The 20,356-nt window shown below is 62.2% G+C and carries 18 protein-coding genes; 12 read left to right on the top strand and 6 right to left on the bottom strand.

The genetic code is table 11. From position 1 onward, the window contains the following. Positions 1-127: 127 nt before the first annotated feature. The 3 genes from NKL04_RS00860 (at position 128) to NKL04_RS00850 (ending at position 2,748) form a co-directional block, all read left to right on the top strand. Positions 128-844: a response regulator gene (locus tag NKL04_RS00860; protein WP_023670002.1), complete on the top strand. Its 717-nt coding sequence runs from the start codon at positions 128-130 to the stop codon at positions 842-844. Next, positions 841-2,250, top strand: a complete 1,410-nt coding sequence (locus NKL04_RS00855; protein WP_023701550.1) for an ATP-binding protein — start codon at positions 841-843, stop codon at positions 2,248-2,250. The genes NKL04_RS00860 and NKL04_RS00855 overlap by 4 nt, the downstream gene beginning before the upstream one ends. 93 nt (positions 2,251-2,343) lie before the next feature. After that, on the top strand, positions 2,344-2,748 hold the full coding sequence (locus NKL04_RS00850; RefSeq protein ID WP_023691602.1) for a YciI family protein: 405 nt from the start codon (positions 2,344-2,346) through the stop codon (positions 2,746-2,748). An 18-nt stretch (positions 2,749-2,766) separates the two neighbouring features. Here NKL04_RS00850 and NKL04_RS00845 read toward each other — a convergent pair whose 3' ends face one another. Further along, positions 2,767-4,242 carry a pyridoxal phosphate-dependent decarboxylase family protein gene (locus NKL04_RS00845; RefSeq protein WP_023701549.1) on the bottom strand — a complete coding sequence of 492 codons (1,476 nt, stop codon included), beginning with the start codon at positions 4,240-4,242 and terminating at the stop codon, positions 2,767-2,769. 19 nt (positions 4,243-4,261) lie between these two features. After that, positions 4,262-5,347: a PLP-dependent cysteine synthase family protein gene (locus NKL04_RS00840; protein ID WP_023691604.1), complete on the bottom strand. Its 1,086-nt coding sequence runs from the start codon at positions 5,345-5,347 to the stop codon at positions 4,262-4,264. Positions 5,348-5,562: 215 nt separating this feature from the next. Here NKL04_RS00840 and NKL04_RS00835 point away from each other — a divergent pair, with 215 nt between their 5' ends. Beyond that, positions 5,563-7,578 (top strand): transcriptional regulator, encoded by a 2,016-nt coding sequence (locus tag NKL04_RS00835; protein ID WP_031203841.1) that lies wholly within the window; start codon positions 5,563-5,565, stop codon positions 7,576-7,578. Positions 7,579-7,675: 97 nt separating this feature from the next. Here the strand turns inward: NKL04_RS00835 and choV are convergent, their stop codons facing one another. The 3 genes from choV to NKL04_RS00820 all read right to left on the bottom strand — a co-directional run bounded on the left by choV (position 7,676) and on the right by NKL04_RS00820 (position 10,781). Continuing rightward, positions 7,676-8,857 (bottom strand): choline ABC transporter ATP-binding protein, encoded by a 1,182-nt coding sequence (choV, locus tag NKL04_RS00830; protein ID WP_023669996.1) that lies wholly within the window; start codon positions 8,855-8,857, stop codon positions 7,676-7,678. Further along, complete coding sequence (gene choW / locus NKL04_RS00825) at positions 8,854-9,708, bottom strand: choline ABC transporter permease subunit (RefSeq protein ID WP_023669995.1); 855 nt, start codon at positions 9,706-9,708, stop codon at positions 8,854-8,856. The genes choV and choW overlap by 4 nt, the downstream gene beginning before the upstream one ends. A gap of 137 nt (positions 9,709-9,845) precedes the next feature. Then, a complete protein-coding gene (locus NKL04_RS00820) occupies positions 9,846-10,781 on the bottom strand; it encodes a choline ABC transporter substrate-binding protein (RefSeq protein ID WP_023686157.1) in 936 nt (311 codons plus the stop codon). Between the two features lie 236 nt (positions 10,782-11,017). On the opposite strand from NKL04_RS00820, the gene NKL04_RS00815 reads away from it, so the two are divergent. From NKL04_RS00815 to NKL04_RS00785, 7 genes are all read left to right on the top strand, one after another. Next, positions 11,018-11,629 (top strand): thymidine kinase, encoded by a 612-nt coding sequence (locus NKL04_RS00815; RefSeq protein WP_023669993.1) that lies wholly within the window; start codon positions 11,018-11,020, stop codon positions 11,627-11,629. A 13-nt stretch (positions 11,630-11,642) separates the two neighbouring features. Continuing rightward, positions 11,643-12,821: a glycosyltransferase gene (locus NKL04_RS00810; RefSeq protein WP_023701546.1), complete on the top strand. Its 1,179-nt coding sequence runs from the start codon at positions 11,643-11,645 to the stop codon at positions 12,819-12,821. An 84-nt stretch (positions 12,822-12,905) separates the two neighbouring features. Then, complete coding sequence (locus tag NKL04_RS00805) at positions 12,906-13,289, top strand: c-type cytochrome (RefSeq protein ID WP_023669991.1); 384 nt, start codon at positions 12,906-12,908, stop codon at positions 13,287-13,289. 298 nt (positions 13,290-13,587) lie between these two features. Next, on the top strand, positions 13,588-14,676 hold the full coding sequence (locus tag NKL04_RS00800) for a hypothetical protein (RefSeq protein WP_023669990.1): 1,089 nt from the start codon (positions 13,588-13,590) through the stop codon (positions 14,674-14,676). Positions 14,677-14,703: 27 nt separating this feature from the next. Further along, entirely contained in the window at positions 14,704-15,849 is a 1,146-nt protein-coding gene (locus tag NKL04_RS00795) for a hypothetical protein (protein WP_023669989.1), read from the top strand. 59 nt (positions 15,850-15,908) lie between these two features. After that, entirely contained in the window at positions 15,909-16,775 is an 867-nt protein-coding gene (locus tag NKL04_RS00790) for a hypothetical protein (protein WP_156933372.1), read from the top strand. A gap of 21 nt (positions 16,776-16,796) precedes the next feature. Beyond that, complete coding sequence (locus tag NKL04_RS00785) at positions 16,797-18,707, top strand: ATP-binding protein (RefSeq protein ID WP_023695821.1); 1,911 nt, start codon at positions 16,797-16,799, stop codon at positions 18,705-18,707. Between the two features lie 68 nt (positions 18,708-18,775). Here the strand turns inward: NKL04_RS00785 and NKL04_RS00780 are convergent, their stop codons facing one another. Then, entirely contained in the window at positions 18,776-18,913 is a 138-nt protein-coding gene (locus NKL04_RS00780) for a hypothetical protein (RefSeq protein WP_023701543.1), read from the bottom strand. 127 nt (positions 18,914-19,040) lie between these two features. Between NKL04_RS00780 and NKL04_RS00775 the strand changes: the two genes are divergently transcribed. Then, positions 19,041-20,345 carry a DUF6638 family protein gene (locus NKL04_RS00775; protein WP_023683664.1) on the top strand — a complete coding sequence of 435 codons (1,305 nt, stop codon included), beginning with the start codon at positions 19,041-19,043 and terminating at the stop codon, positions 20,343-20,345. Positions 20,346-20,356: the final 11 nt, after the last annotated feature.

The following is a 20,356-nucleotide window of genomic DNA, read 5'->3' as shown; positions in this document are numbered from 1 at the left end:
AAATCGGCTTTGCGGGCGATCATCGCCGCTGGCCAACATGTGGCCAGAATTCTATCGTGTGGGTGACGCCACAGAAGCAGACTCAGAAGGCAGCCGCCGACCGGCCGCCAGCAATGACAGGATCGCCGTGAAATCCGATGCGCACATACTGATCGTCGACGACGACAAGGGCATTCGCGACCTGCTTCAGGAATTCTTCCAGAAGCGGGGCCTGCGCACTACGGTTGCCGCCGACGGCGTCGAGATGGAAGACATACTGCGCCGCACGCAGGTAGACCTGATCGTGCTTGATGTGATGCTGCCGGGAAAGAGCGGGCTGGAGCTCTGCCGCGACCTGCGCGCCAGCTACTCGACGCCGATCATCATGCTGACGGCGGTGACCGAGACCACCGACCGCGTCGTCGGCCTGGAGATGGGCGCCGACGACTATGTGCCCAAACCCTTCGATCCGCGCGAGCTGCTGGCCCGTATCCGCGCCGTTTTGAGGCGCAATGGTGCTGCCGAGCCGAAGCGCGCCACCACCAAGCAGATCTATCATTTCGCCGGCTGGACGATGGACTGCTCGCGCCGCCGGCTGATGGCGCCGGGCGACGTCAGGGTCGAGCTGACGATGGCGGAGTTCAACCTGTTGCAGACCTTCGTTAAAAGCGCGCAGCGAGTGCTCACCCGTGACCAGCTCATCGAGCTTTCCGGCGGCGACAGCGACTATTCCTTCGATCGCAGCATCGACATCCTGGTCAGCCGCCTCAGGCGCAAGATGGAAGACGACCCCAAGACGCCGAAACTGATCCTGACCGTGCGCAGCGGAGGCTACCAGTTTCTGCCCGAGACCACCTCCGAATGAGACGTTTCCTGCCGCAAACCCTGCCGGTCTGGGTTTTGCTCATCGTCATTGCCGGCCTGCTGATCAGCCAGGTCGCTACGCTCTATATCGTCTCGCGCGATCGCGCCGTCGCCAATGACGAGGTCGATCTCTACCGGCTGAACGACCGCGCCTATTCGCTGGTGCAGCTGATGCATGACGACACGCCGGAGCAGCGCAAGCTGACGGCCTCCGGTCTGTTCAACGCCACCTATGCGCTCACCGTTTCGGACACGCCCGCGGTCACCTCGTCGATCGCCGGCGACGACGAACTGGCCGAACTCGAGGACATCCTGGTCGGGCGGCTGTCGAAATTCGGCATCACCGACGCCCGCGTCCGGCGCGATCCGGCAACCCAGGCAGCCAACGCGCCTGGCGGTGTGGCCGTGACCAAGGATGTCGGCGCGGTGGAGCGTGACCTGCTATCGCTGGCGGCGAGCTTCGCCCAGAGCGACAAGCTGACGGCATCTGTCCGCTTCGCCGACGGCCAATGGCTGAATTTCACCGAGCCCAACACGCCGGTCGGACCGATATTGAGCTTCGACAGCCTGCCGCTCTATTCGCTGATCGCGGCCTTGGTGGTGATCATGTCGATCTGGTCGCTGCGCCGGCTGACAGCGCCCTATCGGATGATGGAAACGGCGGTCAACCGGATCGGCACGGACCTGAAGAGCCCGCCGATCGCCGAGACCGGCAGCCGCGAAATCCGCGCCGCGGCCAAAGCCGTCAACGCCATGCAGGTCCGGCTGCGCGACTATGTCGAGGACCGCGAACATCTGGCCGCCGCGCTCGCCCACGATCTGCGCACGCCGCTGACCCGCATGCGGCTGCGCCTCGAACTGTTGCGCAGATCGACGGCCCGCGAGGCGCTGGCCCACGACCTCGCCGACATCGAGAGCATCGCCAGCTCCGTCATCGACTTCGCCACCTTCGAAGTCACCGAGGAGAAGAGCGAGCGGATCGATTTCTGGTCGCTGGTGGAATCGATCGCCGACAGTTTCGAGGACGTCACGTTCGACCATGACGGCGCCAGGCCGCGTGGCATGATCTGCATCGCGCGACCGGTGGCGCTGAAGCGCTGCGTCAACAATCTGGTCCAGAATGCCGTGACCTACGGCAAGAAAGCCCATGTCAGCCTGCGGCAGTCGGACGGCACGGTCACGCTGGTCATCCGCGACGAGGGGCCGGGCATACCGCAGGCGCAGCTCGACCAGGTGTTCGGTTCCTTCGTGCGGCTGGAGCAATCGCGCAACCGCCAGACCGGCGGTCTCGGCCTCGGCCTGACCATTGCCCGCAACATTGCGCGTGCCGCCGGCGGCGATGTCTACCTGTCCAACCGTCCCCGCGGCGGCCTGCTGACGGAGCTCAGCCTGCCGCTGGCGGCATGAGGCAGCAGACTAGCGTCTCGATGGGCACCGGGGGTGGATCAGCCAACCCAACCTTGCAATAGTGCAGCCGCTCGAACAGGAGGAGATCGCCGCATGTTTTACGCCATCCTGGCCTATCACGTCGAACAGACCATCCAGTCCCTGACGCCGCAGCAGGATGCGGCGCTGATGCACGACCTGCTCGAAGTCAACGCCAGGCTGACCCGCGAAGGCAAGCTCGGGCCGGCGGCAAGACTGGGCGCGACCGCCGACGCCGTGACGCTGCGCGGTCCGGGCGAAGGCATCGTCATCGACGGGCCGTTTGCCGAGACCAAGGAACAATTGCTGGGTCTTTATGTCCTCGACTGCGCCACGCAGGAGGCGGCGATTGCGGCTGCGCGCGACTTGCGCCGCGTGAATCCCTCGGCAGTCTACGAAATCCGGCCGATCACATTTTACCTTCCCGGCGTGACGTTTCCCGCTACGGAGGGCGATTTAAAGGAGGCCGCCAGCGGCTGAGAACTACCCCATGGCCGGTCAGGCAGAAGCGATCTCGTTGACCAGGCGGACCGTTTCGGCGACGAGAAGGTCGAGATCCTCGCGCCGGGTCCGGTGGTTGTTGATCGCCACCCTGAGGCAATGCCGGCCTTGCACCGTGGTATCGGAAATGGCGGCGGTTCCGTCTTCCTGCAGCCTCAGCATGATCTCGGTGTTGAGCGCTTTCGCGCGCTCGCCATCGAGACCATCCGCGCGATAGCGGAAGCAGACGATGTTGATGCTGGTCGGCGCCGTCAGTTCGAGCGCTGGTTCGGCCGCGATCAGCCCTGAGAGATACTGCCCCTGCGCAATGTTCTGGTCGATCAGGCGGCCGAATTTTTCGACGCCGTGTTCTCGCAACGCCATCCACACTTTGAGTGCCTTGAAGCCACGTGTCGTCTGCAGGCCATAGTCGTGCAGCCATTGGCCGGAGGCCAACCCGCGCGGTGTCGATTCCAGATATTCCGGCGTCACCGCGAAGGTCTTGCGATGCGCCGAGGCATCCCTGACCAACGCGCAGCCTGCCTCGAACGGCGCATGCAGCCATTTGTGCGGATCGAGCGCGATGGAATCGGCCCATTCGATGCCGGCGACGCGATGTGCATTCTCAGGCGCGATCGCGATCAGCGCGCCGATGCAGCCGTCGACATGGAACCAGAGGTCCTCCTCATGCGCCAGCTTGGCCAGCGCCTGCAGATCGTCGATGGCGCCGGTGTTGACAGTGCCGGCGTTGCCGATGATGCAGGCCGGCTTGAACCCGGCCGCGCGATCTTCCGATATCGCAGTCCTCAAACCTTCAATGTCGATGCGCAGGCCGGCGTCGCTGGCAATGCGGCGCAGCGCCTTGTTGCCGAGACCGAGCGCTTCCATCCCCTTGCGGTGACAGGAATGGACCTGGTCCGAGCCATAGAAACGCAAAGGCTTTTCGATTGCTCCAACGCCGTGCTCGCGCACGTCGATGCCGGCCTTGGTGTTGCGCGCCACGGTGAGCCCGATGATGTTGGCCATCGAGCCGCCGCTGACCAGCGTACCGCTGGCCGAAGCCGGCATGCCCATCATCTGCTTGCACCAGTCGACCACCTGGCCGTCCATCAGGGCGGCGGCATGGTTGCCGCCGCCGAGATTGGAGCCCTGGATTGCCGCCAGGAAATCGCCGATCGCGCCGGTAAAATTGCTCGACCCCATATACCAGGACCAGAAGCGCGGATGGATGTTGCCCATCGGATAGGGCATCACCTTGTCCACGACATCGCCATAGATGTCGGCAAGCGGGGTCGGCGATTGCGGCAGCGAGGCGGTGAAGAAATCCCTCACATCTCCAGGCATCTCCTGCCACACCGGCCGTTGCCTGACATCGCGCAGGTAAGCGACGGCATCGTCAACGATCCGATGCGACAGGCTTTGCACATCGGCCCAGTCCGAGGGGTCAAGCGTTTCCTCGGCACTGGTAGCCGAGTGTCCAGGCATCGCGTCCATGCAATTTGCTCCCGCGTCATCATGCCGGGAACTGGCAACCGGGCGTCGAGCGCGAGAGAGCAAGCTCTTCCGCATTCATCTCGGCCTCGATGCCGTCGAACAAAGGCGTGGTCATGTAGCGTTCACCGGTATCGGGAAGCATGCACAGGATCACCGATCCGGCCGGTGCCGTGCCGGCGATCTGGCGCGCCACGGCAAAAGCCGAACCGCCGGAAATGCCGGTGAAGATGCCTTCCTGCTGCGCCAGCGCCTTGGCCCATTTCATGCCCTCCGGCCCGGCGATCGGCATCACCTCGTCATAGAAGTTGCCATCGATGGCCTCCTGCAGGACGTGCGGGATGAAATCCGGCGTCCAGCCCTGGATCGGGTGCGGTTCGAAGGACGGATGGCTGGCGGCCGGCGCTCCGCCGGCGCCACGCATCTGCGGCTTGCCGCTGCCGACAAGCTGCGCGTTGGCCGGTTCGGTGAGCACGATCCGGGTCTCAGGCCGCTCGCGGCGCAGCACCCGCGCCACGCCGGCGACGGTGCCGCCGGTGCCGTAGCCGGTGACGAAATAGTCGAGCCGCGAGCCGGCGAAATCGTTGACGATCTCGCGTCCCGTGGTTGCTTCATGGATGTCGGCGTTGGCCTTGGTCTCGAACTGGCGGGCCAGGAACCAGCCATTGGCTTCGGCCAGTTCCACCGCCTTCTTGTACATGCCGAAGCCTTTCTCGGCGCGAGGCGTCAGCACCACCTTGGCGCCCAGCATCCGCATCAGCTTGCGGCGCTCGACCGAGAAACTGTCGGCCATCGTCACCACCAGCTTGTAGCCCTTCTGCGCACAGACCATGGCAAGACCGATGCCCGTGTTGCCGCTGGTCGCCTCGACGATGGTCTGTCCCGGCTTGAGCGCGCCGGTGCGTTCACCTTCCTCGATGATGTTGAGCGCCAGCCGGTCCTTCACCGACGCAGCCGGATTGAAGAACTCGGCCTTGACGTAGATGGTCGCATGCGCCGGGCCGAGATTGTTGACGCGGATGACCGGCGTGTCGCCGACCGTATCGAGAATGCTGTCGAAAAGGCGGCCGCGGCCTGCCGTGGTTCTGATTTTCTGCTGATGCAACATGGGTAAACTCCTGGTTCTTGCTCACGGGCCGGTTACACACCGGCGGTTTGGGCGACGAGGTTTCGACACCTTGCCGCACTACAGGTCTTTGAAGTGCCACAATGTGGAAAGCACCACATTCGGCACACAATCTGCGAGCCGGGTGTGCACTTTGTCGCGTTCGGTGATAAAACAAGGTCCGGTGGGCAAGCGTGGGAAAAGGCGTGGAAACAGGCGTGGAATCGAGCCAGGCAAGCAGCCGGAAAGGCCTGTCTCTGCGGCTTTTCGGCCCGCTGGCGATTGTGCGCGACGCCGCTCCGGTGGCCTTGCCGGCATCGCGCAAGCTGCGCGCGCTGCTGGCCTATCTGGCGCTGGCGCCCCATCCGGTCGGACGTGGCAAGCTCTGCGAGTTGCTGTGGGACGTTCCAAATGATCCCAGGGGTGAGCTTCGCTGGTGCCTGAGCAAGCTGCGGGCCGCGCTCGACGAACCGGGCCGCGGCCGGATCGTAACCGTGCATGATACGATCGTGCTTGATCTCGACGGTATCTCGGTCGACGTGCTGGATGTTGGCGCGGCAACTGCCGCAGGCATCGAAACGCTCGAGCCGACGCGACTGCAGTTGCTCTCCGACCTGTTCGTCGGCGACTTCCTCGAAGGGCTGGAGATCGACCGCAGCCCTCTCTTCAACAGCTGGCTGACAGCGCAGCGCCGCCGTTTCGGTTCCTGCCAAGCTGCTATACTGGAACATCTGGTCAAGACGCTGCCGGCCGATTCCGAAGACGTCTCCGCCCATCTCGAAAAATGGCTGGAATTGACCCCGTTCGACAGCAGCGCCCATGTCGCACTCCTGGTGAGGCTGGCGCGGCGCGGCCAGTTCGGCGCCTGCGAAGACCATCTTGCCGCTGCGGCATCGCTCTTCCAATCGGAAGAGCTGGATTTCGGCCCTGTGCGCCAGGCGTGGCTTGCCATTCGCGCGGAACGTCACTGCGCGACTTTGCCGGCACAGCCTGCGGTAGCGCCGGTGGCGGGCCACAGCCCGATCGCGCGTGCCCCCACCGAAGCCGCGGCGCCCCACAAAGCTTCGCTTGCCGTGATGCCATTTGCCGAAGATGCCGGCGGCGTTTGTGGTGGGCTGGCCGACGGCTTGACCCACGACATCATTACCCGCCTCGCCAAGCTCAGGGACTTCTTTGTAATCGCCCGGGGCTCGGTCTTTGCGCTGGCAGAAAAGAACATCGCGCCGGAAGATGCCGGCCGCAGGCTGGATGTCGACTATGTCGCCACCGGCACGGTGCGCAGCCTGACCGGCCGCCTGATCGTCACCGTCGAGCTTGTCGAGGTGCGCACGGCCAGGATCGTCTGGGCCGAGACCTTCGAGCGCAAGCCCGAGGACATCTTCATTGTCCTCGACGATATCGGCAACAGCATCGTGGCCTTCATCTCATCCGAGATAGAGATGGTCGAGCGCAACCGCGCCATGCTGAAGGCGCCCAATTCGCTCAATGCCTGGGAGGCCTACCATCGAGGACTCTGGCATATGTATCGCTTCACCCGCAGCGAAAACGAGCAGGCCAGGCATTTCTTCGGCATCGCACTGCAGCAGGATCCGACCTTTACCCGCGCCTATGCCGGCCTGTCCTTCACCCATTGGCAGAGCGCCTTCCAGCGCTGGGGCGACCGCGACCAGGACAGCGCGCTTGCCTTTGAGGCGGCCGGCCAGAGCGTTTTGGTCGACGATCATAATCCCGCCGCGCACTGGGCGATGGGCCGGGCGCTGTGGCTGCGCGGCGAGGGTGATGCGTCCGTGCTAGAACTGCAAAGAGCCGTCGACCTCAGCCCGAACTTCGCGCTTGGCCACTATGCGCTGTCCTTCGTGCATTCGCAGTCGGGCGACCCGCACGCGGCGATCGGATCGTCGGATCATTCGCGCCATCTGTCGCCGTTCGACCCGATGCTGTTCGGCATGCTGGGCGCACGCGCCATGGCGCATGTCCGCCTCGGCCAGTTCGACGAGGCGGCCGAATGGGCGCTGAAGGCGGCCGCCCGCCCCAACGCACATGTCATCATCCTGTCGATCGCCGCCCACTGCCTGGCGTTGGCTGGGCGGCTGGACGAGGCGAAAAACTTCGCCGCCGCCATCCGCAAGACGCTTCCGGATTACCGAGCCGACGACTTCATCGACACCTTCCGCTTCGACCGGGATGCCACAGCCCTGTTCAAGCTCGGCGCCACGCGCATCGGGCTGGCTTAGAGCATGATCCCAAAAAGTGGGTACCGGTTTTTGGAAAAGATCATGCTCCAACAAAGGGTTAGATCATGATGAGATTTCAACCAAATCTCATCATGATCTAGCGCCGCAACACTGCGCTCAGCACATCGCGTATGCCGATGGCGCCGACAAAGCGGGACTGGTCGTCGAACAGCGCCACCGGTGCCGTCTGCGAGCGGTGCATGGCCAGCATCACCGTCTTCAGCGACGTGCCGGGGTTGGCCCAGAACACTTGCGCCGTCTCCTCCGGCTGCGCCTCGACATCGGCGCATGAAACCCATACCGCCGGTTTGCCGTCGCGTTCCGCCGCCGCCACCAGCCCGTGCTCGTCGATCTTAAAGCGCGTCGTCTTGCGCCGGTCGAGCCACACCCAGCCATTATCGCCGTGCTCGAGGTCGCGGCTGTCGCGCATGACGTTCCAGGCGGTCAGCACCGACAACGGATTCACATTGGCGATGAAGTCGCGGACATAGTCATTGGCGGGCTTGAGCACGATGTCTTCCGGCGCCCCGGTCTGCACGATGCGACCGCCCTCCATGATGGTGATGTGGGTGCCGATCTTCAGCGCCTCTTCCAGATCATGGCTGACGAAGATGATGGTCTTCTTCAGCTCCGCCTGCAGCTGCAGCAATTCGTCCTGCAGCTTGGTGCGGATCAGCGGATCGAGCGCAGAGAACGGCTCGTCCATCAGCAGGATCGGCGCCTCGGTGGCGAAGGCACGGGCCAGGCCGACGCGCTGCTGCATGCCGCCGGACAGCTCATGCGCGTATTTCTTCGACCACTGGTCGAGATTGACCAGTTTCAGCTGGCGTTGCACGCGCTCCTTGCGCTCTTGCTCCGGCACGCCGGCGAGTTCGAGGCCGAGGCCGACATTCTCCTCCACCGTACGCCAAGGCAGCAGGCCGAACTGCTGGAACACCATCGCCACCTGCTTCTGCCGCAGCCGCCGCAGCGTCGCCTGATCGCAGGTCACGACATCGACGATATTGTCGCCGTCCTTGACCAGCACCTGGCCGCGCGACACCACGTTGAGCCGGTTGACCGCCCGCAGCAGCGTCGACTTGCCCGAGCCGGACAGGCCCATCAGCACCGAGATTTCGCCCTCATGCACGGTCAGGCTGGCGCCGGCGCAACCCAGCACATTGCCGGTCTTTTCGAGGATTTCGGCGCGCGTGGCGCCGCCGTCGATCAGCGCCAGCGAACCGGCCTGGTCGGACCCGAAGACGATATCGACATTCTTGAAGTCAACGGCGACGGTCATTTCTTGCCTCCAACGCCGATACGCGTCATCCGGTCGAGCACGATGGCGAGTACGACAATCGCCAGGCCCGCCTCGAGCCCGAGATCGATACGGCGCGAGCCGAGCGCGCGGTTGATTTCAGTGCCGAGGCCGCCGGCGCCGATGAGTGCTGCAAACACCACCATCGACAGCGACAGCATGATCGACTGCGTCAGCCCGGCCATGATGGTCGGCAGCGCCGAGGGCAATTCGACCTTCCACAGCAGCTGCTGCTTGGTGGCGCCAAACGCCTCGCCGGCCTCGATGATCGACTTCGGCACCGAGACGACGCCGAGGTGGGTGAGCCGGACCGCGGTCGGGATGACGAAGATGATGGTGACGATTAGGCCGGGCGCGTTGCCGAGACCGAACAGGGTCAGGACCGGGATCAGGTAGACGAAGGTCGGCAGCGTCTGCATCAGGTCGAGCACCGGCAGCATGATGCGGTAGACCTTCGGCTTGTGCGCGGCCCAGATGCCGAGCGGCACGCCGATGGCCATCGCCATGGCGGCGGCGGCCACGACCAGCACCAGCGTCTGCACCGTCTGCTTCCAGAGATTCTGGTTGATGATGAAGATCAGGCCGAGAAAGACGCCTATGGCCAGCGGCCGAGAGCGCTGCAGCAGCCAGGCGATGATGGCGATGATCAGCGCCAGCAGCACCGGCGGCACCATCAAAAGGATGCCAACCAGCCCGTCGAGCAGGAAATTGAGGCCATTCGAGAAGGCCCTGAACACGGTGTCGAAATTGTCGGTGAGGAAACCGAAGAACGCCTTTCCCCAGGCGCCGATCGGTATCTTGTGATCGACCATGAATTTCGAAATCGGATCCATATCGCCCCTCTCATGCGAGAGACCGCCTGCTTCCGGCCTCCGCTGTCGTTAGGTCATCTTCTCACAGGATATGAAAAAGGGCAGCCTTTTCTAGATTGGCTGCCCTTCCCGGTTCGGCTTTGCCGAATCCAGTCGGCTCAGCTTCCGAGCGCGGTCTTGACCGCCGCTGCCGCATCGCCGCCATCGAAGGTGGTGACGCCGGCAATCCACGGCGCAACCGCGTCAGGGTGCTTCTTCAGCCAGTCGGCTGCGACCGTGTTGGCGTCGCCGCCCTTCAGGATCGCGTCCATCATCTCGCCTTCCATGTCCAGGTTGAACTTCAGGTTGGCGATGAACTTGCCGGCATTCGGGCATTCGGTGGTGTAGCCCTTGCGCACATTGGTGTAGACGGTGGCGGCGCCGAAGCCGCTGTCGCCCATGCCGTCGAGATAGGTGAGCTTCATGGCGCCCATCACCGGGTGCGGCGTCCAGCCGAGAAACGCGATCCACTCATTGTTCTTGATCGACTGCTCGGCCTGCGTCAGCATGCCGGCTTCCGAGGACTCGACCAGCTCGAAGCCTTCGAGATTGTCCTTCGGATTCTTGATCATGTCGAGGATGATGCGGTTGCCGTCATTGCCCGCCTCGATGCCATAGATCTTGCCGTTGAACTTGTCCTTGAACTTGCCGATGTCGGTCAGCGACTTGACGCCGGCCTCCGCGACATAGGTCGGTACGACGATGCCGTAGCCGGCGCCGGTCAGGTTGGTGCCGATCGTCTCGACCGAACCATCGGCGGTGTAGTCCTTGATGTCGTTGGTCATCGACGGCATCCAGTTGCCGAGGAAGACGTCGAGATCCTTGTTTTTCAGCGACGCCATGGTCACCGGCACCGACAGCTGGATCGTCTGCGGCTCGTAGCCGAGCGCGGTGAGCAGCACCGAAGCGACGCCGGTGGTTGCCTGGATGTCGGTCCAGCCGACATCGGAAAGGCGCACCGCCTTGCAGCTCTCCGGATCGCCGGCAAGTGCAGCGCTCGTGGACAGAAAAGTCGCCAGGCCGAGACCGGCGACGAAGGTGTTCATACGCGACATTGGCAGTCTCCCATTGTGATTCTTTGGCGAAGCGTAATACGGTTTCTCTGCCCGCCTTGTTTCGTCAGCCAAACACCATTCTGGTGTGGTTTCAAGCGCTAAGACAATCACGATCAACGGCGCGGACTGGCCAAACAGCGACACGCCTGCTGCTTTTTCGATGGCAGACGGCTTTTCCCATGAAATGCAGCGGTGCCCTCTCCCCGCACAGCGCCAACTCGGCTTAAAAGGACGGCATGGCCAAGCTCTACTTCCACTATGCGACGATGAATGCCGGCAAAACGACAATGCTGCTGCAGGCGTCCTACAATTATCGCGAACGCGGTATGACGACGATGCTGTTCGTCGCCGGCCACTACAGAAAGGGCGATACCGGGCTGATCTCGTCGCGCATCGGCCTGGAGACGGAGGCCGAGATGTTCCGCGACGGCGACGATCTCTACGCTCGCGTCGCCGAGCATCACGAACATACGACGGTGCATTGCATCTTTGTCGACGAGGCGCAATTTCTCGAGGAAGAGCAGGTCTGGCAGCTCGCCCGTATCGCCGACCGGCTGAACATCCCGGTGATGTGCTACGGCCTGCGCACCGATTTCCAGGGCAATCTGTTTTCCGGTTCGCGAGCGCTTCTGGCCATCGCCGACGATCTGCGCGAAGTGCGCACCATCTGCCGCTGCGGCCGCAAGGCGACGATGGTCGTGCGTCTCGGCGCTGACGGCAAGGTGGCCAGACAAGGCGAACAGGTGGCGATCGGCAAGGACGTCTATGTCTCGCTCTGCCGCCGCCACTGGGAAGAGGAAATGGGCCGTGCCGCGCCTGACGATTTCATTGGCTTCACCAGAGGCTGAACGCCGGGGCAACATGAAAATTCTGCAGTTCACAGTCGATTGCCCGTTTCCGCCGATCTCCGGCGGCGAGATCCGGAACGCCGTCAATGCACGCGCTTTGGCAACGATGGGCGAAGTCCTTACGGTAAGCCTGACTGGCGCCCCGGCGGCCTCCACACCGCCGAACATCCGTCACCGGATCATCGAGGCAGCGCGCGGCAGGGCGCCCTGGGGCAGGCGCGGCCCGCACCCGACCGTGCATATGATGCCGGACGACGAGCTGGCCGAGGCCGACGCCATCTGGAGGGAATTCGCGCCCGATCTCGTGGTAATCGAGGAGATCGTGCTTTCGCAGCTGCTGACGCTGGCGCCGAAGCATCGCGCGCGCACCGTCCTTGACCAGCACAACATTGATTCCCGGACGGTGTCCGACCGGATCGCCGGCCTGACGCTCTGGCAGCAAATTCGAGACTGGCGCCAAAACAAGCGAAGGAAGGCAGAGGCGCGCGAAGCCGACAGGTGTGCGGCTGCCCTGGCCGACCAGGTCTGGGTTTGTTCGCGGGCCGACGAAGCGCTTCTGTCCGCTCTCGGCCCCGTCAACGACGTCAGGTTCGTCGCCAACCCCATTCCAGACGAGAGCGTGCTCTCCCTGCCGATTGCTGCCGAGCGCTTCAGTGAGCTCAGCCTGTGCTTCATCGGGCATCTCGGCTATTTTCCCAACATCGACGCCGTCAAGCAGATCGGCCGCGCGATGGCGCCGTGCCTCGCCGCCTCCGGCCGGCCCTGGTCGATCACCGTCGCCGGCAGAAACCCGCGCGATGTCGTGCGCGGTCTATGCACCAGGCATGGTCTGCGGTTGATCGAGAACCCGCCGCATCTGCCGGAATTGCTTGGACGCGCCGGCTATGCGCCGATCCCGCTGCGCTTCGGCGGCGGAACCCGCATCAAGGTGCTGGAGGCGATGGCGGCGGGCCTTGTCGTCGCCGCCACCGAAAAGGCCGTCGAAGGGCTTGGCCTGCAGGCGGGCAGGCATTTCCTGTCCAGCGACGATGCCGGCAAGTTGGCATCGAAAATCATCGATCTCGCGACACGCCCGCAAGCGGCCGCCGAGATGGCGGAGATCGGCCGCGCTTTCGTGCGCGATAATCATTCGTCGGCGGCGATTGAAAAGCAGGTCAAGCAGGCGGTCGCGGCGATCCCGCGCACGGATTGAGCCCGGCTGCTATCCAGCGGCATACGGCGTTTGTTAAGGCCTGCAGCCTATTTTGCCCTCAGCCAGAGCCAGCCGGGAACCGCCATGCTTCGAGCCATTTCATCAGGCCTTGTCATTTACTTGGCCGGTATCCTCGCCGCGCTGGCCGACGGCGATGCAGCACTTGGCAAGAAAGTGTTCTACCGCTGCATGGCCTGTCACGAGGCGGCAAGCGACCGCGACAAGGTCGGCCCGCATCTCCTCGGTATCGTCGGCCGCACCGCCGGCACCGCCCAGAACTTCAACTATTCGCAGGCCATGAAGGACGCCGGCGCGGCCGGCCTGGTCTGGGACGAAGCCAACCTCAAAGCCTATCTTGGCGCTCCCAAGCTGAAAGTACCCGGCAACAGGATGGGCTTCTCCGGCCTGAGCAGCGACGAGGACATCGCCAACGTCATCGCCTATCTGAAGGCGGATCCGAAGCCTTGAACGGCGCAATGCGTAGCGTGATCTCGCGCTTGCAACTCATTGGGCCCTCTATCGAATTCGGGACACCTACACTGTCCGAGATCGACTGCTTCGCAGACGCCAAAGTTCAATGACGGTTGAACGACACTTGGCCGGCTGGTTAATCACGCCATGACCCGCCTTCATTGCCTTTCAAGACGACCGCGTATTTTTTTGTTTTCGGGGCGGGTCTTGTCTTGCGTCTTTCAATCCCCTGATACCCCACATATATTCGCCGCTGTTCGCAGCCAGCGACCGGAAGCCGAAGCGGGAGGCCCCTATGGCGACATTGCAGAATTTCGATGCCGAAATTGCCAAGACCAGGCAGGTCGTGCAGGACATGCGCTCCAAGATCGAGCAGTCGGGCACGGTGCTTGATACGCTGGCCACCGCCGACAAGAAGATCGGCGACGCCAATTTCGACATCGAGAATGCCCGCATCGAGGACGTGCTGAAGCAGCAGAAGGTGATGGAAGGCAACATCGCCGACCTGATCATCGGGCTGGAAGACGCCACCAACGTCTTCGGCACTGAATTCGAGAGCATGAAGAACTACACCGGCTGGGAAAGCTTCGTCGGTGTCTTCTCGGCGCAACGCAAGCAGCGCATGCGCACCGACCGCGTCCGCAACATGTCGCTGGCCGGCAATCTGCAGGAGCTTCTGGTCAAGTCCGACACCATCGTCGGCATCCTGAAAGCGCAGAAAGAGGTCCTCGACCAGCGCTACAAGACCTCGGAAAACAGCCTGTCGCAGGTGATCGAGCGCCGCAAGGTCACCATGACCAACCTCGAGGCGGTGCAGAAGCGCATCGAGGAGGTCAATCCGCTGCTGCTCGACATCGAAAACAAGATCGCCGCTTCTACCAGTCAGAAGGAGCGCACGCAGCTTGAGGGCGAGCGCTCGAAACTGGCGACCGAATACAATGAAAAGCAGGCCAAGGAGCAGGAGCTTCTGGCCGAAAGCCAGACGCTGGAACGCTACACCTCGATGTTCCAGACCTTCGTCGATTCGCTCAACAATCAGATCGCAGCGCAGTCGACGCTGATCAACAAGCTGACCATCGATACCGAGCAGCGCATCGTGCTCTACAAGGCACTGGAAGATTCCTTGAAGACCGCCGCCCAGCAGGATGTCGCCCACAAGATCAACACGCTGGGCAGCCAGGTTGACAACACCGCCGAAGAGACCATGGCCGGCATTGGCGCCGCCTCGCAAAAGCACATCGGCGATCTCCTCGAAATGCACGAGAAGAACATGGTCGCCAGCTCCGACATCCAGCGCCGCAAGAAGCTCGCCGACGACGCCTTCGCCCGCCGTTTCGACGACGTGATGAAGAAGCACAATTCGGCCAACTACGTGCAGTCGTAAGGAGCGGCTGCACGCGGGCACACCGGCATGACTCCCGAAAACGAAGCGGCGGCGCGCTATTTTTCCGCCATCACGGCGGCACTCAGCGGCCTCGAAGTGTTCATGCGCGACGACCGCTCGCCGCTTTACCGGCACGGCATCGTCGCCAAGATTGTCGCCGAATACATTGCCCGGCTGGACAAATCGTTTTCCTGCTGGCGCAACCGGCTCGGCTTCATGGACACGTTCCGCATTTCGCGCGCCGACAGCGGCTATCCCGTCTTCCAGAACCTGCTCGAACTGGAAAACGACCGCCGCCAGGCCGAGGCGCGGCTGGCCAACATTCCGCTGGCCGGCGAATTGCGCGAGGAAATGGCCGACTTCATCCTGCGCCACAAGGAATTCCCCGAAGCGCTGCAGAAGTCGATGGCCGAGCGGCTCTATCTCGAGGACGTCAAGAGCGAACAGACTTTTGGCCCGTTCTCGCTGGCGCAGACGGCCAAGGTCTCGGTCAATCCAAAGACCGGGCGTCCCTATTACCTCGTGCACTGGGCGAGCTTCGACGGCAGCGCCAACCTGCCGCTGGTCTACATGGTGACGGTGGAGGATTCCTCCGAAAGCATGATCCGGCAGCTCGTTGACAGCAGCGGCAAGCTCAATGAACGGGTCGACATCCCGCTGCCGGTGGACGGCCTGCTCAACCCCGAACTCGCCCATCGCTTCGACGATTTCACCGAGAAGAATTCCGCCTACACGCTTTCGCCCGCAACGATTGCGGTCAATCTCGACAAGGATTTCGAGCCGCTGCACCCTAAGCAGCTGCGCCGCGTCGTGCTCGGCCCCTTTTATTCCGCAGGCATTACGGACAACAATTCGACCGTGACCGAGGTGCTGGCCAAGGTGCGCAAACCGGAAAATGCCTGGCTGCTCACCTGGACCATCCAGGAGGTCTACTCCAAGGGCGAGAAACCCGGCCGCAAGGGGCTGTTTTCGAGCGAGAAGACGACGCAGGAATTCTTTATCAACACCGACGATCTCGAAGCCGCGCGCCAGGGTGTGTCGAGCTACGAGAACCACGCCCTGATCCCGCACGAAGCCTATCAAGCACTCTACGCCGCCGGCGAAGCTCAAAAGATCTTTTCCGGCTACAAGGTCCATATTCTGTCCAACGGACAGGTGATCAGCGATGTGTGAGGTGGCATTTTTGGTGGGCCTGACAATCTCCGGGGCGCGGTCAGGGGCAGAAGGCGATTGTGATCGAAACGGATAACCTTGCTTCCCGCAGTAATGAATCGCCCTACCGGGTTCTCGCTTGGTGGGATGTCGATATGCATATCGGTGCTTACAAGAAGCACAAACTGACCGCCCGACCATTGCGTAACCTTGAGCGCATTCTCGGACACCGGGTTCACGTTGAAAGTCGGTGGCGTCATCGAGGATTACCGGATGGGGTGCGGAAGCTTGAAGCTTTCAATTATATCGATGTTGCAGACCCGGCGCTTGCCGCGTTTTTTGTTCTTCAACAAATTTCCGGCTTATCCGAATGGTTTTCCGGGTTCGGCTACAGACCGGTTACTTCGCGGTCTGAAGATGAAAATACAGACGGTGACACGATCTGTACTTTCTATTGGTACGAATTGGATCAATATGAAGCATACCGTCACATTCGATCCGGAGGCGTCATGCTCGTTCTGGTCGAAAAATTACCTGTCCGAACACGTAATTCATCCCGTCCGATCGTTGGAATAAGACAGAGTCGGCAACCAAGATATAGCTACAATGTAAAAATCGTGATTCAGTTCTTTTGCGACAATAGACAAAAGCTTGTCGAATATCACTGGCCAAGATTGATGAAAAGATATGCATTTGAGCCAGAAGACCGTGTTGAATTCGGACCGCCATCTAACAACGGAAAACCGAATCAGATTTGCGTTAGCGCGATGTTAGCGGACCTAACTGAGTACCAGGCTGTCGCTTATTGTCTTGCACGGACTGAGCGTTGCCGTTTCAAGCTTGGAGGGCCGGGAGAGGCCATCTTTCAAGCCGAACGCTTTCCCGATCACGAACCCTTTGACGGGATGTTTTCAATTTTGCTCACGCGAGGGCAGGCACAAGAGTGAGTCGCGAGGAGGATTGATACGATGGACACCGGCCTGACCACCATTCCAGAAGCGGCTATCGAAAAGCACCGCGCAACCGCGCAAAGCTTCATCACTCGCGTCGTCGTGCTGGAGGATCCTTCACGCGAATCCGGCACCGCGCTTGCCGGCACCAACCGCCGCTTCGTCTCCACCGTCTCGGTCGGCTCGGTGCGCCGCACACGCGAGGTCGAGCTTACCAAGACCGTCGCCGCGATCCATCCCGACGACCAGTTGATGAGCATCCCGCAGCACACGCTTTTGTTTCGCGCCCGCCGCGGCCTGGCGATTGCGCTCGCCATTTCCGATGTCTTCGCCGAAGGCTCCGACCTTGAAAGCCTGCAGGCCAAGAACACCCGCGCACCGCTCGAAGGCGATGAAGCCGCGACCTTCAAGAAGCTTCTGTCAGCCTCTGCTTACGTTTCGGCCTTCAGCCTTGCCTCCTATCTGTTCCAGCTGATCGACAGCGATGGCGAGGCGCCCAACGATATCCCCGAACCCGACTTCCTGTTCGACACGCCGCAGGACGCGGTGAAGTCGATCGTGGCTGGGTTGGACAAGGCGATCACCGGGTCGAAGGACGATGGCGACCTGACGACCCGGGCGCGTGCTTTCGCCCGTGTTGCCATTGACGGGCTCTTGGCCCGTAAAGGCCGCTTCGACGGCATCGGCCCGTTCGAGAACGCCCATATCCGCATCGACGCCGACGATTTCACCCTCGACGGCTTCGACGTCGCGCCCGGCAAGCGCTCCAAGCCGCTGGTGATGACCTTCAAGAAGCCGGAAGAGGTCGTCGGCAACCACATTGCCAAATACCAGTCGGTCAAGCTCGCCAAGATGCTGATGGCCTACGATTTCGAGCGCGAGTTGAACCCGTTCGTCGAACTCGGGGGCTTCCTCTTCACCTTCATCGGCGACGGCGCGCCGGGCACCGGCAAGACGACGCTGATCCAGATGATCGCCGGCCTCGTCAACAATTATTGCCAGGTTGCCGGCTATCCCTTCGCCTATGAGAATTTCGGCGTCGACCAGATCTCGTCCTACCAGGGCAAATCCGGCCAGAATTGCCGCCAGTTCATCAACAATGTCTTGAACCCACGCGTCATCGGTTTCGGCACCGTCGACGACATCGACCAGGTGGCGGCCCGCCGCTCCGACGACCGCGCCTCGGCCGGCCAACAGGAAATCACCGGCGTCTTGATGGACGCCTTTGCCGGCGCCGGCACGGTGGTGCGCGGCAATTGCTCGTTCGGCATGTTTTCCAACTATCCCGAAAATGTCGACGATGCGCTGCGCCAGCGCGCCGGGGCCCGCTGGCTGGTCGACGGCCCACAGAGCCGCGACGACTATATCGACATCTTCGTCCTGCTTGCCGGCAAGAACCACAAGATCCCACTCGGCGACCACAAGCTCTACGCCGCGCAGGAGATCCAGCGCGCGGTGACCGAAGCCTATGAGGAGCACGAGAAGCCTCAGGAAGACGGGCTGATGAAGGTCTATGAGCGCTACATGAAGGAGAATGGCGCGCCGAAATCGATGGCCGACATCGGCACTTATCTGCACCTGATCAAGGATGCCGAGCCGCGCTTCACCGGCCGAGCCATCAAGAACGTCACCGACGCCATCAAGATGCGCGCCATGGACATCGAGCTGCCCGACGACTGGTTCGAGAAGCCGGAAGTCTTCATGCACAAGGGCTACGACGAAAAGAAGGCCATGATCGAGGAACTGCGGGGGCCGTTCTCGATGGACATGGTCATGCAGGAGATCAACCGCTACGCCGACTCGGAGTTCCGCTATTCCGACAAATCCGACGACGCCGCGGTGGAGAAGCTGCTGCGCGACGCACGCCTGCGCGAACGGGCGGGGCGCGAGATGGAGGAGATGAAGAAGAAGGGGCTCTGGAATGCGTGAACTTCCTTCGCTGCCCGCGGGTGCTGAAAGGCTTGGCGCTAACGCTGACGCCCCCCTCTCCCCGTCCTTCACGCGGCGAGGGCAAGGGTGAGGGGCGGCGCATGCGTGGACCAGAGATCGCTCCGACCATACTGGCAGCTATCGAACAGCGCCTCGATCGGGACATCCGGACCAATGATCTTCGATTTATTGACGCCAAAGGCCATGGGGAGACATGTCCTTGAATGCTAGCGCTGCCCCTCACCCTTACCCTCTCCCCGTGAAGAACGGGGAGAGGGAGGCGTCAGCGTTGGCGCTTCGCCACAACAGGCAACGCCGCTCGGAACGTTCTGCATGAGCCACGCCAAAAAACCCGACCTTCTCCGCGACAATGAGCTGATCTACGGCCGCTTGCTCACCGTCGACGAGTCGCACCTCATCCAGCGCTACAACAAGGCGCTTGTTGCCTTCGGCCTCAAGCCCACCAAGCTGAAGAGCTTCCAGATCGACCGCACCGGCTTCTCGCCCGAAGTGGCCGAGGAATGCGGCGATTACGATTATCTCGACCCCAATGAGGTCAACCGCCGCTTCATCATCCTGACGCCTTCGCAGATCGATCTGCCGGTGGTGCACACCGCCTTTTCCAACACCTCGCAGCTGATGTTCGAGTTCATGTCCAAGAACCAGCGCGCCATCGATGCGCTGACCATCAAGGATGTCATCTACGGCGAGATCGAGGATTCCGTTCCCCTGGTCAACGACATCGAGGATCTGCTGTCGATCAGCCAGGTCGAGTTCCGGGTGCTTTCGGCCGAGGACGTGCTGGGCAAGGCCGCCGAACTCGGCAAGCTGGTCGACCGGCTGAAGCAGGAGCCCGATGCCTGGCGCGACAACACCATGCTGAGCCGTATGGTGGAGCTGGCGAAGGTCTGCGGCGATATCCGTGAGAATGCGCTGGTGCCCGACCAGGTGATCTTCCGCCACAACGCCTACTGGACCAGCCATTTCGGCGGCGTCTACGTCTTCGTCGATCCTGATATGACCACCGTCATCGGCGACCCGGCCGCCCCCGGCTTTCGCCGTTCGCGGCCCTGGCAGGTCAGCTATCTCTCGATCAACGATGCCGACAAGGTGTTCAAGTTCCTGGCCAGCACCGGCCGCATCGAATTGCCGCGCGCGTCATGGGTCGAAAGCTCGGGCTATCTCGAGCATCGCGCCGAGATGGTGGTGCGCTCTCTCATCCGCGACACAGAGCCGAACCGCAATTTGACCGAGGTCGACAAGGTCTGGCTGCAGACCTGGATCCATGGCCATGCCGATCTGATCACCAAGGACGGCAATTTCCCCTTTCTCAACGCCGCCAAGCGTGAGATCGCCCAGCTCGGCCATCTCAAGATCGAGGATGTGTTTCCGCAACAGCGCTTCCTGGTCGTGCGTGGCAAGCCCGACCATCCCGACGCCTGGCTGACCAACCAGCTGATCTCGGATTTCGTGCCGCAGGACTTTGTCTCGCGTTACGTCTTCAACAAGCCGGGCTTCTACAAGGACTATGACGGCTACAGCGACGCCTGGCGGTCGCATGTTGTGGACGTTCTGAAAACCACATATTTGAAAGACAAAGTGGCGTTTCGCACGCGCCTTTACGGCCTGACTGACTGAGGGGTGAACGA

It is taken from the genome of Mesorhizobium sp. C264A (genome assembly GCF_040324515.1).
Classification (GTDB): domain Bacteria; phylum Pseudomonadota; class Alphaproteobacteria; order Rhizobiales; family Rhizobiaceae; genus Mesorhizobium.
The sequence above is the reverse complement of the archived record's forward strand: the minus strand, read 5'-3'. Positions and strand labels throughout refer to the sequence as shown.

What these genes read in the sequence shown, in the direction of transcription:
- NKL04_RS00855 (WP_023701550.1), top strand. Translation starts at nt 841, where the DNA reads ATGAGACGTTTCCTGCCGCAAACCCTGCCGGTCTGGGTTTTGCTCATC.
- NKL04_RS00850 (WP_023691602.1), top strand. Translation starts at nt 2,344, where the DNA reads ATGTTTTACGCCATCCTGGCCTATCACGTCGAACAGACCATCCAGTCC.
- NKL04_RS00845 (WP_023701549.1), bottom strand. Translation starts at nt 4,242, where the DNA reads ATGGACGCGATGCCTGGACACTCGGCTACCAGTGCCGAGGAAACGCTT.
- NKL04_RS00840 (WP_023691604.1), bottom strand. Translation starts at nt 5,347, where the DNA reads ATGTTGCATCAGCAGAAAATCAGAACCACGGCAGGCCGCGGCCGCCTT.
- choV (WP_023669996.1), bottom strand. Translation starts at nt 8,857, where the DNA reads ATGACCGTCGCCGTTGACTTCAAGAATGTCGATATCGTCTTCGGGTCC.
- choW (WP_023669995.1), bottom strand. Translation starts at nt 9,708, where the DNA reads ATGGATCCGATTTCGAAATTCATGGTCGATCACAAGATACCGATCGGC.
- NKL04_RS00820 (WP_023686157.1), bottom strand. Translation starts at nt 10,781, where the DNA reads ATGTCGCGTATGAACACCTTCGTCGCCGGTCTCGGCCTGGCGACTTTT.
- NKL04_RS00815 (WP_023669993.1), top strand. Translation starts at nt 11,018, where the DNA reads ATGGCCAAGCTCTACTTCCACTATGCGACGATGAATGCCGGCAAAACG.
- NKL04_RS00810 (WP_023701546.1), top strand. Translation starts at nt 11,643, where the DNA reads ATGAAAATTCTGCAGTTCACAGTCGATTGCCCGTTTCCGCCGATCTCC.
- NKL04_RS00805 (WP_023669991.1), top strand. Translation starts at nt 12,906, where the DNA reads ATGCTTCGAGCCATTTCATCAGGCCTTGTCATTTACTTGGCCGGTATC.
- NKL04_RS00800 (WP_023669990.1), top strand. Translation starts at nt 13,588, where the DNA reads ATGGCGACATTGCAGAATTTCGATGCCGAAATTGCCAAGACCAGGCAG.
- NKL04_RS00795 (WP_023669989.1), top strand. Translation starts at nt 14,704, where the DNA reads ATGACTCCCGAAAACGAAGCGGCGGCGCGCTATTTTTCCGCCATCACG.
- NKL04_RS00785 (WP_023695821.1), top strand. Translation starts at nt 16,797, where the DNA reads ATGGACACCGGCCTGACCACCATTCCAGAAGCGGCTATCGAAAAGCAC.
- NKL04_RS00780 (WP_023701543.1), bottom strand. Translation starts at nt 18,913, where the DNA reads ATGGCCTTTGGCGTCAATAAATCGAAGATCATTGGTCCGGATGTCCCG.
- NKL04_RS00775 (WP_023683664.1), top strand. Translation starts at nt 19,041, where the DNA reads ATGAGCCACGCCAAAAAACCCGACCTTCTCCGCGACAATGAGCTGATC.